Annotated in this window: 12 protein-coding genes; 4 read left to right on the top strand and 8 right to left on the bottom strand. The window is 35.2% G+C overall.

Going from position 1 to position 12,446, the window contains the following annotated elements; all coding sequences use genetic code 11:
- Positions 1-426 precede the first annotated feature (426 nt).
- Together RINTHH_RS08940 and rpsF are read right to left on the bottom strand one after the other, a co-directional pair.
- Positions 427-990 carry an Npun_F5560 family protein gene (locus RINTHH_RS08940; RefSeq protein WP_008235626.1) on the bottom strand — a complete coding sequence of 188 codons (564 nt, stop codon included), beginning with the start codon at positions 988-990 and terminating at the stop codon, positions 427-429.
- A 540-nt stretch (positions 991-1,530) separates the two neighbouring features.
- The gene (gene rpsF, locus RINTHH_RS08935; RefSeq protein ID WP_008235625.1) at positions 1,531-1,866 is read right to left on the bottom strand and encodes a 30S ribosomal protein S6; all 336 of its coding nucleotides are present in this window, start codon (positions 1,864-1,866) and stop codon (positions 1,531-1,533) included.
- A gap of 307 nt (positions 1,867-2,173) precedes the next feature.
- Here rpsF and RINTHH_RS08930 point away from each other — a divergent pair, with 307 nt between their 5' ends.
- Positions 2,174-2,968 carry a fumarylacetoacetate hydrolase family protein gene (locus tag RINTHH_RS08930; RefSeq protein WP_044304955.1) on the top strand — a complete coding sequence of 265 codons (795 nt, stop codon included), beginning with the start codon at positions 2,174-2,176 and terminating at the stop codon, positions 2,966-2,968.
- A 4-nt stretch (positions 2,969-2,972) separates the two neighbouring features.
- On the opposite strand, the gene RINTHH_RS08925 is transcribed toward RINTHH_RS08930, so the two are convergent.
- The gene (locus RINTHH_RS08925) at positions 2,973-3,449 is read right to left on the bottom strand and encodes a Tic20 family protein (protein WP_008235623.1); all 477 of its coding nucleotides are present in this window, start codon (positions 3,447-3,449) and stop codon (positions 2,973-2,975) included.
- Positions 3,450-4,388: 939 nt separating this feature from the next.
- On the opposite strand from RINTHH_RS08925, the gene glyA reads away from it, so the two are divergent.
- Entirely contained in the window at positions 4,389-5,681 is a 1,293-nt protein-coding gene (gene glyA, locus RINTHH_RS08920; RefSeq protein WP_008235622.1) for a serine hydroxymethyltransferase, read from the top strand.
- Between the two features lie 175 nt (positions 5,682-5,856).
- Here the strand turns inward: glyA and proC are convergent, their stop codons facing one another.
- The 4 genes from proC to pipX all read right to left on the bottom strand — a co-directional run bounded on the left by proC (position 5,857) and on the right by pipX (position 8,761).
- The gene (gene proC, locus RINTHH_RS08915) at positions 5,857-6,717 is read right to left on the bottom strand and encodes a pyrroline-5-carboxylate reductase (protein ID WP_044304959.1); all 861 of its coding nucleotides are present in this window, start codon (positions 6,715-6,717) and stop codon (positions 5,857-5,859) included.
- An 80-nt stretch (positions 6,718-6,797) separates the two neighbouring features.
- Positions 6,798-7,400 carry a cell division protein SepF gene (locus tag RINTHH_RS08910; RefSeq protein ID WP_008235618.1) on the bottom strand — a complete coding sequence of 201 codons (603 nt, stop codon included), beginning with the start codon at positions 7,398-7,400 and terminating at the stop codon, positions 6,798-6,800.
- Between the two features lie 417 nt (positions 7,401-7,817).
- Complete coding sequence (locus tag RINTHH_RS08905; protein ID WP_008235616.1) at positions 7,818-8,486, bottom strand: YggS family pyridoxal phosphate-dependent enzyme; 669 nt, start codon at positions 8,484-8,486, stop codon at positions 7,818-7,820.
- Positions 8,483-8,761, bottom strand: a complete 279-nt coding sequence (gene pipX, locus RINTHH_RS08900; RefSeq protein WP_044304954.1) for a transcriptional coactivator PipX — start codon at positions 8,759-8,761, stop codon at positions 8,483-8,485. Before pipX ends, RINTHH_RS08905 begins: the two co-directional genes overlap by 4 nt.
- Before the next feature lie 308 nt (positions 8,762-9,069).
- Here pipX and RINTHH_RS08895 point away from each other — a divergent pair, with 308 nt between their 5' ends.
- Positions 9,070-9,279 (top strand): hypothetical protein, encoded by a 210-nt coding sequence (locus tag RINTHH_RS08895; RefSeq protein WP_044304953.1) that lies wholly within the window; start codon positions 9,070-9,072, stop codon positions 9,277-9,279.
- Positions 9,280-10,195: 916 nt separating this feature from the next.
- Positions 10,196-10,387 (top strand): hypothetical protein, encoded by a 192-nt coding sequence (locus tag RINTHH_RS08890; RefSeq protein WP_044304952.1) that lies wholly within the window; start codon positions 10,196-10,198, stop codon positions 10,385-10,387.
- A 1,710-nt stretch (positions 10,388-12,097) separates the two neighbouring features.
- Here RINTHH_RS08890 and RINTHH_RS10540 read toward each other — a convergent pair.
- Entirely contained in the window at positions 12,098-12,364 is a 267-nt protein-coding gene (locus RINTHH_RS10540) for a hypothetical protein (RefSeq protein ID WP_008235610.1), read from the bottom strand.
- Between the last annotated feature and the right edge of the window lie 82 nt (positions 12,365-12,446).

The following is a 12,446-nucleotide window of genomic DNA, read 5'->3' as shown; positions in this document are numbered from 1 at the left end:
TGCTACTGGTACTAGGAAATAGATTAAGATGATGGACCTATACCCACATTAGTTCACTTAATTCTTCATTGTAAATGAATAAGATATTATTAAGTGAAAACTATTTTCAGTAATTTAGTAGCTCATTGCAATTTCAAAACCTTAATGAATAACCCCCAAAAACAATCTTGGAACCTTCAGTATAGGTAATTTAACCACTTACCCTACAAGAAAAACAACAATTGTGACGTGTCCTCTTTTCAGTTACTCAAAGAATTGGTGCGATGAATCATTTAGTTTTTTAGACTACAGCAAAAGAATAGTTAAGACTGGCTCTTAGAAAAACATTGGAAGGAGTGATGACCTGTTTTAGACAGCTTGTTGTACTGCTTTCCCATACACAAATGAGAGGTGTGGGTCGCATTCAACGTCATTATTCTTGGCAGTTTAGGAATCAGGAGGTATAGAGGGTACGTCACTTTCAGATGGAGTGGGGCAGGCAAAATTGGGTAAATCAATAGCATGGTGACTACTATTACGGATTTTAAGTGCCAAACGATAGCTGACACTTTGCAACTCAGCTTGAAGTTGGCGGTTTTCTTTTTGCAGGGCAGCAACTTGTTTCTGCACGGGAACTATGCGCTCTTCAAATTTATTGCGATAAACTTGTGGTAGTTCTTGAACAACCTGTTCTAACATTCTGGTTCGATCAGTTAATTCCTGTATTACCTGTCTTAATTGATAAATCTCCGTGTCCCTACATGTTATCTGTTCCTGATAAAAGGCAGCTTGTTGTTCGCAGGATTCAAGTTGTTCTTTCAGCTTTTGTACTTCTGCCTGGTTACTATCAGATACTTCTGGTTGAGGAAAAAGACTGTTATTATCTTTTAACAATCGGAAAATTTCAGAAGATAATTGTTGTACCAATTGGTCTCGAAGTAGTAGTTCCTGACGTAGTTCTGATACTTCAACCGACAGAGATTGGATCCTAGAATTATAAGTTTGGCTCACAATTATTTATTAGCTTCTAGTTACCTAGAATTCTTGTGTAAATACTCTTCAGTGTACTGTGACTTAATATTATGTTGAAATTGCGGTTTTTTTCAAAAATTGTCTGTCTATTTAGAATTAATAAATTATTTGAGTATAAACATAAGTATAAATAATTTTTAAAATAAATTGCATCTAGGTCTATTGCTGCAATGGCTAAATAGTTAAGTGCTCTTAATAATGATAGTATCTGGATGGTGCAAAATCCGATTTGTGTAGTTTAGGCAGAAGTAGAAACACATGAAACAGGTAATACAAAAGTCTTTAAGCATTATATTTAGGTAATGTTTTGCTATAACAGCCATAATATTTTCCTGTATAAAAGCCTTTATTACTTTATTCAGCTATTTGCAAATTACCCTACCCTAATAAGTTATTGGGGACTTAGTTTATAATTCCATAACTATGGATAGAATGACTTGCACATTGTAAATATGAGGAAGTTGGGTACTAATAATTAATACTTATTCCTTATCGTACCCAAGTCCATAGATAGTAGGATTAAACTGCGGTAGCTGTTATTTCCTCCTCCTGTACTATACTTTCTATTGGTTCTTGTTTAAGAGTAAGGTAACGAATTACTTCTTCACTCAAACGCATATTACGTTCCATAGGAGCAATAATACTACCGGGGGCAGTATAATTCATTTGAATGTAGATACCATCACGATGATTGTTGATTTCATAAGCCAGACGGCGCTTACCACGGTTTTGAATTGTTATATCTTCTGCACCGGCCTCACAAATAAAATTCTCGTATTTAGCAATTATTTGTGCTACCTGCTCGTCTCCTAACTCCGGACGCAGAATATACATGGTTTCGTAAATAACTGTCATTACTAATATGTTCTCCTTTTGGACGAATTGGCTGCTGATTTCAATAGTGATTGTATGTGTTATGAGATACTAGCGATCCCAATCATGAAAAGCAACAAGGAATTATAATCTTACCAGCTTAAACTTTTTATTGTTAACTCTATCCTTGATTAAACTAAATACAAGGTACAAATTCCAGAGTAATTTTGTATCAAGTAGCAATACTTGCCAAACTTCTACACCAATGAAACCACAAACAAGTAATAGTTATACAAGATAAGGAAAATGTAAATTCTGATTTTAGACAAGAGGATATAATTCAAAAATTATGACGCAGCGTTATGTGCGAATTCAAAATCAAGAAGGGGATATTTTCTATGGTCTACTACAGATATCACTAAATGTTCAAGTACTAGACGCACCACCTTGGCTTGGAGGACAACCTACAGATGTATACCTGGAAGCAGAGGATTATATGATTTTAGCTCCTTGTTCCCCCTCCAAGATTGTGGCGGTTAGCAATAACTATGTTAACTATGCAAGAGAGATGAAAACAAAATTACCAATAGAACCCCTGATATTTATCAAGCCCACAACTGCAATTATTGCTTGCAACCACAACATTCATTATCCTCCTCAATCTCAAAGGGTAGATTATGAGGGAGAACTGGCCTTAGTAATTGGTGAACAAGCTTTCGATTGCAGGCCAGAAGAAGCTCATAGTAAAATCTGGGGTTATACTATTGCCAATGATGTAACAGCAAGAGATTTACAGAAAAAGGATATGCAGTGGACAAGGGCAAAAGGATTTGATACCTTTTGCCCACTGGGCCCTTGGATTGTTAGGGAGTTGAGCCCAGGGGCAAGATTACAAACTTTTATAAACGATAATCCTAAACCATCACAATCAGCCCATATTGACGAGATGGTATTTGCTCCAGATGTAATAGTTTCTCATATCAGCAAAGTGATGACTTTACTGCCTGGAGATATAATTCTTACAGGTACACCTGTAGGTACAGGGGAGTTGCGTATAGGTGATCGTGTTCGTATCGAAATAGAAGGTATTGGTCGTCTGGAAAATACAGTAATTGCTATTACCCATGAAGATTTGCCAGTATAGTAAACTAGCGCACCTGCATATGCACAGCATCCGAAATGGCAGGAATTTCTGCGTAACGTCCCATAAGTGACTGAGCTACAGAATAAATTGCTGCAGCTATAATCCCTAGGAAAACAGTGGTAGATAGGGTTTTAACTGCAAAATCGCCAATAGATACTAAACGGATTAAATCCATTAATATCCCAAATAGGAAAATGGAAATATCTAGTAGAATGGCCTGCATTGTATTAAAGCGAATAAAGTGACCAATACGCTCACTTCTGACCACTAATGTAAATAAAGCAAAGAAAACCAGCAGCCCCGCATAACGAACACCATAGTAAACCTTTAATAGGGGCAAAATAGGTAAAAATAAAACTCCCAAAATAGGTAACTGGGTCATTAAAAAAGAGCCATACTTAAAAACTTCTACTAGAGGTAATAAATAGGGTAGACTAGCGAAAACTCGCTCCATAGTTGTTGTAGACCCACGCCAAGTCATACTGTCATATCTCCCATATCTCCAAATCAGTGCTTGAGCTTAGAATCACTCATTTATATGTTATTGCGGATGTTATAACATTTTAGCCATAACATATAGGGAGGGATACACTAACTATCTTGAATTAATATAGATGGACTTTAAGCTGCAGAAAAATAATCTTTAGACTATCTGGTCGGCTTCCACGAACAAATAAAAACAACTGACACATTTAAATATGTTGCAGAATTTTGATTTCAATTAGAACCAATTATAGTAAAAATACTAATGAAAATTTTCATTAGTATTTTTAATGTTTTCTCTGAAATTTATTAATTGAAACATCTCATAATTTGCGTCTGTAAGGTATCCTGCATCCTACAATTATAAATACCCTTGTTCAACTCAAAAAAACTTATTCATTTCTTTTCAATCTAACATGGATTGTATTTACACAATTCTGGTAGAATTCTTAATCATAAACTATGTCTATTTTCACACAAGAGCTCTATGTCATTAAATCTTAGCAAAGTTTTTAACTGTTAATACATCGTTATTGTAGGAATATGTAGCCTGCTAATAATAGCTTATGGTAGCAGTAACTATTGCAAAACTCTACATATAATAATATTGTAGTGCATCAAAATGTTAAATAGATGGCACTAGTAAGTTAAGTTTCGGTATAATTATCCTGGTTGAAATTTTAGTTTGGTACCATCCTAATTGTCTAGATATATAAGAAATCTCTTATCATCTCAGTACTGATAAACTATATTAATAGTATTACATTGTAGTCTTTAAACCTCTATATGAATATTAAATTACTCCTCAACTATTTCAATTGATAATTTGGTGATAGTATTCAGTTTCTAACTCCAAATAGGTTAACTTGTTTTTGCGTACACTCTTGGCTTGATTATCAACCAAATTACTGTGTAAATTTCCTTAAGGATAACTCTAGTGACTAGAAGCAACTCAGAATTTCTTTCATCATCTGATTCTAAAGTATCGGAGCTTATTAACCGAGAACTCCAACGGCAAAGGAATCACTTAGAGTTAATTGCGAGTGAGAACTTCACCTCCCCAGCAGTACTTGCAGCTCAAGGTTCCATATTAACAAATAAATATGCTGAGGGCTTACCTGGTAAACGTTATTATGGTGGTTGTGAATTTGTTGATGAAATTGAGCTTATAGCAATTCACCGTGCCAAAGAATTATTTGGTGCAGCCCATGCAAATGTACAACCTCATTCTGGAGCCCAGGCAAATTTTGCCGTGTTTCTCTCTCTCCTAGAGCCAGGAGATAGGATTATGGGTATGGATTTATCCCATGGGGGGCACCTTACCCATGGCTCCCCTATTAATGTTTCCGGTAAGTGGTTCCAAGCTTACCATTATGGCGTTAGTCAAAAAACAGAACAGTTAGATTATGAAGGAATACGGGAGCTAGCACTGAGAGTACGCCCTAAGCTCCTAATCTGTGGGTGTTCTGCTTATCCCCGTATTATTGACTTTGCCAAGTTCCGCAATATTGCTGATGAAGCAGGAGCTTACTTGCTAGCAGATATAGCCCATATTGCCGGTTTAGTTGCTACAGGTCATCACCCTAACCCCATCCCCTATTGTGATGTAGTTACCACTACTACCCATAAAACATTACGAGGGCCTCGTGGTGGTTTAATTCTCACCCGTGATAACGAATTAGGTAAGAAATTGGACAAGTCTGTCTTCCCTGGAACCCAAGGAGGACCACTAGAACATGTAATCGCTGCTAAAGCTGTTGCCTTCGGGGAAGCACTAAAACCAGAGTTTAAAGACTATTCAGCCCAAGTAATTGCGAATGCTAAAGTGTTAGCAAATCAGCTACAAGCCCGTGGTATGAAAATAGTCTCTAATGGCACTGAGAATCATCTAATACTGATAGATTTACGTAGCATTAATATGACAGGTAAAGTGGCAGATAAACTGGTTAGTAACGTGAATATTACTGCTAACAAAAACACTATACCTTTTGATCCTGAATCCCCATTTGTAACTAGTGGTTTGCGTTTAGGTTCTCCAGCATTAACAACAAGGGGCATGGGAACAACAGAATTTGCCGAGATTGGTAATATTATTGCTGATTGCCTATTAAAATCTGATTCTGAGGAGGTGGCTAAAGATTGTCGTCATAGAGTTGCATCATTATGTGATCGCTTTCCCTTGTATCCTCATTTGAGAACTCCCCTGGTACAGATGATTGAAAATATTTAGATGAGGATAGGAATTTAGGAGTTAGGACTTGGGGGTTAAAAATCATTTTTAAAAGTTTATAGTAGACTTTGTTTTTTCAAAACTTTCCCCCTCATTTCCTCTGCTCTGCTTATGGTCTACTTATAAATTCAGGATATAGTCAAATCCAAAATATTTTTCTTTTGAAAAAAAAGGATTACTTACCTAACTCTTCAGAGCGAATTTTTGCAGCCATGACTGCCTCAATCAGTGCCGAACGAAAAGCTGCCTTTTCCAAATGAGCAATTCCAGCTATAGTTGTACCCCCAGGACTTGTTACCTGATCCTTAAGCACTGCTGGGTGGATTTTGCTCTCATTTAGTAATAGAGCTGTACCTAATACCGTTTGCAGTGCTAATTGATTCGCAATTCCTCTTGGTAAACCAGCAGCAACTCCACCATCAGCCAAAGCCTCTAGCATAAGGGCTACATAGGCTGGACCGCTTCCGGAAAGCCCAGTCACCGCATCTATTAGGGATTCAGAAATCTCCACCACCTCCCCAACGGTTGCAAACAATTTTTTAGCAAATTCTTGGTCTTTGCTTTTTGTATAATCTCCAAAACAAATAGCTGTCATTCCTGCACCAATTAGGGCTGGAGTATTGGTCATTACCCTAATGATTGGTAAATAGGGAAATACCCCTTTCAATTGTCTTAAAGATACACCTGCCAAAACAGAAACTAATAATGGCTGACTTTGATTGTAACCATTATTATCTATGCCACCAGAACACCCATAGTGATTATTTATTTTTGATACTTCTGCTAACTCTTGTGCGATAGTACTGAACACTTGGGGTTTCACTGCTAATAACACAACTTCTTGAGCTTCTGTGAATGCCCAATGATTATCAGACGTCACCGTCACCTGATATTTCTGTTTTAAATAGCTTTGGCGTGAGGGTAGAAGTTCACTGACTATCACCTCCTGAGGTTGATATACTCCCCCAGAGATAAGACGGGATAGTAGCGCTTCTCCCATCACCCCACCACCAATTAAGGAAAATTTAATTTTCATTACTAATTTGGTTGACTTATCACTGGTCATTAGTCATTAGATTAAATCTAATGACTAATAACTAATGACTGGTGTTGAGGTTACTGTGCTACGCGGTTAACATCTTCACCCCATACTGGATTGTTACTAGTGGAATTATTGGGACGAGAAGTATGTAATGGTGGTTGATGTACTTCATGCAGTACGGAACCGCTGGTGCTTACCTGTACACAGCTAGGAGTAAATAGGAAAATACTCTCACCAATACGCTCTTGATGACCATCAAGAGCGTAAGTTCCCCCAGCAACAAAATCTACAGCCCTTTGCGCCTGATCCGGGTCCATAATGGTTAAATTTAATACCACTGACTTTCGTTCCCGTAATGATTGAATTGCCTGAGGCATCTCCTCAAATGTTCTTGGCTCTAGTACCAGAACTTCTGAGATACCATTCAAAGCCCCCGGCATACCAATGACATTACTCACTTCTTTTGTTCCTGTTGCTACATTTTCTTTGTCAATTGTAGACACAGACTCCCGCCATCGTCTATTCTGAGTTGCGGATTCTGGAATTGTAGGGTGAGCATTCTGCTCACCATATAAATTATGGTAGGCGTCTACATCTTGTTCATCTTCGTAGTACTCATATTCTACTCCTTCATTCAAACCAACAAAATCTCTTAACTTAGAAAATAAATTACTCATATTTCTAGTCTCCTAGTGCAAACCACCCTAAATTCACTAAAGATAATCGATGCAGTTAATAATGTAATTAACAAGAAAAATAGCGATCACTAGTGGATATTCTATTCATGTCATCGCTATTTGTAGCATCTACTACGGGAACTGTAAAATAACAGACACCCGAAATTTTTATCTAATTAGACCCCACGCGATAATCGAGTCAAAATTATACAGCAAACAATCTTATATGGGAAGTTGGTAATACCCCTTATTATGTTTGTTAAATTTTTGCTGTAAATACTATAATCTTTTGTTACAAGACATTAATTCCCAAATAGGAAAATGGAAACAAACTATTGAGGAATAAAAAGGGATCAAGTGGAATGGATATGATATTTCTTATTCTTACTGATGGAACAGTAGTATTTGTTTTGACAATTATGATCGCTCACCGAATAGTATGGTCCCTAGGCGTACCATGGTGGTACCTGCTTGAATAGCTAAATGATAATCGCCAGACATACCCATAGACAAGTTTTTCATTTGTATATGAGACCAGTTTTGGGACTGAATTTCTACTGCTAGTTCTCGAGTACGATTAAATATTTCTAAGGTTTGAGTCTCATTTAAACCTTGTGGGGGAATTGTCATTAAACCCTGGATTTTTAGATTCTTGAAGTTATTTAGGGTTGGTAGGTCAGCCATAAGTTGGGGTATGTGCCAACCTGACTTGGTAGGATCGGGGAGAATTTTCACTTGCAGTAAAACTAGGGGGCTAACCTTTAGTTTTACTGCCAATTTATGCAAATGCTCTGCCAATTTTAAATTATCCACAGAATGAATCCAGGAAAAGCATTGCAGTGCTTTTTTGGCTTTATTGCTTTGCAAATGACCGATAAAATGCCAAGTAATATCAGTTAAATCTTGCAAAGCATTCTGTTTTTTAATGGCTTCTTGAATGCGGTTTTCACCAAAATCCCGGATCCCCGCGTTATAAGCAGAGCGAATTACTTCGGAAGTAACTGTTTTTGTGATAGCAAGTAAGTGGACTGATTCTGGTAATTTGGAGCGTATAGCATGAATACGCTCATGAATAGTGTCAATCATTGGAAGGTCAGTTTGAAAACACTCTGAAGCTGATCGTACTCCTGAGTCTGCCCTGTACGACGTAGATAACGCAAACGATTTTCCAACATCATTCTGGCTTCTGCACGTCCTATAGACTGAAATTTCATACCTTTTGGCTCAGAAGTGACTAAAAAGAAGAGACGTTGGGCATAAAGTGTTGTAAAAAGTTCTTGGTTTTGCTCAAACATACAAACTCTACAGAGCAAACCCCAAGTTGGGTGATTTATGTAAGTTTCAAAGCTATCTGATTTCATTTCATACTTTAGTATGAGTACTTAAGGTTTTTTCATAGATAGTAAGCACTCCTGATTTTTAACTGATTAAGGAAATATGGCAAAAAGGAAGGTTTTATGGAAGAAGCCTACCCATAAATTTTCCAAGTTAGTTTTTCATGAAGGGTTTATATATAAACCCTTCATGAAAGATTAAAAAAGCTTTTTGCTTTTATTCCTTGCTACTTTTCGTAGTTATAAGTTTTATCCTATTAGTAGTTAAGCCGCTAACATATATATCTGTCTTTTTCTAAGTTAGTATTTAGGGAGCTCATGTTTCTTTTTATCCTATGGGCTTGTTTATGGTATTTTTGGTAGGTACTAATAATAGTCAAAATAATAGTCAAATTCTTGCTCTCCTGGGTATTAATGTTAAGAATATTGATGTGTTTATGATTAACTGGGTTAAAGCAGCTACCTGTAGCTGCTTGCATAAAAGCGGCGTTACACAACTTTCTGAGTTGATGATTCGACTATACACAATAAGGTTTTATCACTAGGCATGATATTGATAGTTATTTTAATCGAACATCATTGCTAGTGCTGTTAATTGTGTTTTTGCCTTTTATAAAGGTTCATACCATTTTCTCTCTTAGGAATACCATCTGCTAATATTTCAGACTCAACCTGTCCCCCAATAATATTTGGTTTTTGGAGATTCCTGAAAGATTTATCTCTGTAGGAATAATGGTAAATACCGTTTAGAGTACTTTGGAGAGGCAGGGTAATCTGACAAATTTTCTCCTGGTTTTATCTATTTGTTGAACCTTATCAGAGGGTCTTCCGCATCATAGCAGGCTTATTTAACTGATGGAGTAGAAGAAAATGAAGTTTGTGTGGTATATTTCAGAGTTTTAGAAGTATCTTCATCTATTTTTGTATCTTTATTTACAGTAACTATTTATGGCGTTAATAATAAGATTATAATTAAGAAACTTAAGTCTGGGCTGAAAAAGAAATTCAGATACATGCAGAAGCTATAAAACAGGCTGTACCTTATTAGTTCAAATTATCTAATGATTCATATGTAATATATTGTTAGATATTTATATTGTGCAAATGGTGGAAACTAAAACTGCTCCATTAAGGAACTATTTCAATGTGCCTGTTACATTAGTCATAATATCCACAATACTACTATAACCTTTAATAGCAGGTATCTTATCAACTTTGATATTACTCCGGTAACACACTCAACCCAAATCACCATACTCTAGGTCTACTAAAATCATTATGTTTGGTTATTTTCCTAGTATTAACAGGTAACTCCCCTAGCAACTGAGAAGCTTCTTGAGCACTTTTGAGCTACTAATTAATGATCTTCTTTCTGGCAAATGGTTCCGTTTTCAGTTATCTTCATTGTAATTGAACCAGTATCTCAGAAGAAAAACTAATTATCTCCTCCCCTATAAGCATATGACAATAACTTATAGGGGAGGAGAGGGGTTTACACAATCCCAATGTTTATTCTCAGACTTGAAGAAGTTGTGGGCAGATGAGGAGTGGGGGGCAAAAAACGGCCGGGCAGTATTATTATTATTTACCCTTATTGTATTTGCTCATGTGCTCCCAGCTTCCCCAAATTGTCTGATTTCTCGGAACTATTAGCAGACAAATACACAATCTATTATATTAAATAGCAACATACTTAAAACTTAAATAGCAACATACTTAAAACATTGGTTCTCAAATTTTATAGTTTATAGGAATGGGGAAAATTAAACCTGTAAATCTAATAAATTATGAAATCTGGAATTAGTTACCCTCAACTCTGCGACTAATGTGTATTAGACTGCTGAGGGTTTAGGATTATTATCAAAAATGGCCATAGCTTCAAAATTGTTACTCTCAAGTTCTCCAAAACCAGGAAATCACATTGGAAACATTGAAAATTTTGTGCAGATGTTTTTATCTCTTTGAGTCTTTTTACTCAAAAGAAGTAAGCTAAAACAAAACTAACAGTAGTATTAGGTTTATTTTTGGTTTCTATATTAAAGCTCATCCTTCCAAAAATGGAAATTTGTTTGTAGATAGATGAAAATATATTGTAAACCCTAATTTGGAATAATTACTGCAGAAAGAACACTCAAAATAAAAAGCATATCAAGTATTATTAAATAATTATTAGTGCTTATATTATTAAAACTTTTACTTAAATAGTCAATATTGATACTCTTTTCTGATTTCTATAACACTTAGGTTAGTGCTTTATCTATTGTCAATTTACTGATACCAAGTTTGCCCTACAATCATTGTGATTTTACTTAGTCTCCAAATTTTTTTATTTTCTCTCAAGTGATAAATATTTCTAGTAATGGGTTTATCCCAAAACAGCTAATATATAGGTATAATCAGAAGCTTTTTTACTCATTTTGTAGTTTTTTTTAATGAGTGATCATAAGTAAATAATTATTGTTTTCTATTATCAAATTAAATTTCGTTATTCAGGATAAATTGTAGTATATCAAGATAATTTTGTAAGTTTTGTAAGGATAGTCACTCATACCATAATCACATTTGGATATTAGGGGTAAATAGAGTATAGAAGCATTATAATTATTTACCATTAGTTTAGTAAATTCGGGGATAAAATATTTAAAATGGCCACATGTTAAAACGGTTAATATTTCTAAAAGGCTCAACAATTCTTGCTCCTGATTTATTTTTGTCCATGGAAGCTAATCACAAAATATATAGATGGTATTAATATTAAAATCAGTAAAATTTGGAGTTTTAACAGTAGGAAGCTAATACATAAGGCTATATTATATAGATAATAAGTTATGTTTAGCTTCTATTACAAAACTTTCCTAAGACTATTAGCAAAATCACGTGTATGTATATGGATTTTAAATTTGATTGATAATCTATTCCCTTTCCTAGAGTAACTTTGGATAAAGAAGGGAGAATTTGGCTCCAATCACTTATCAGTTGTTGATGAGCAGAAAGTTATGCTTGCAAAGGGTTAGTTATTTTAATGTTTAGTAGAACTAGGTTGGCAAAATGTTTATTAGTTCCTAACCACACTGTACACTAAAATTATGGGGTCTTATATCTAAGCTCACACTACAGGACAACCTTCATCAGTTTTAAACAGAAATGAATCACATTTTGATATATAGTGCAAATAAATTTATCCTCAAGTGTTGTGGGATACACAATTTATATTTACGAGCTTTATTGCAAGCTATTATATTCCCTATCTTGAAGATAAGGTTCTGTATTAATTCTGATTTCACTGCAATTTTACTCTTAATTATTTGAGCAAATAATAGCTGAAAATAAGCTACATTATATTAAAATATGAATAAGATTATCCTATGATAATCTTATTAATTTTGGTGTATGCTCACCTATGATACTTTTACTTTGTATAATTGGCATTGTATGATTTGTATCATGGGGATAGAAAACCTTATAATTCCATGAAAAAGCAATTACTATTGGCGATTGAGAGAAACTACTGATAGGAGCTGGTTTCATTTCTCCTCGCAAATCTAATAATTGTACTAAGACTAAATAAGCGATCGCCAACAAAATAGAAATTACGCCTGTGACAATTGCTACTATTTTTGAGTATTCCATCAGTATAATATTTTGTATGGTTTGTATTCTGATATCCAGTATCCAGACTAATATGCAATTGTTATTCTTACCTTTTAAAGGA

This window comes from Richelia intracellularis HH01, from assembly GCF_000350105.1.
Taxonomy (GTDB): Bacteria; Cyanobacteriota; Cyanobacteriia; order Cyanobacteriales; family Nostocaceae; genus Richelia; species Richelia intracellularis.
Note: the sequence above shows the minus strand (reverse complement) of the source record. Positions and strands in the feature narration are given on the sequence as shown.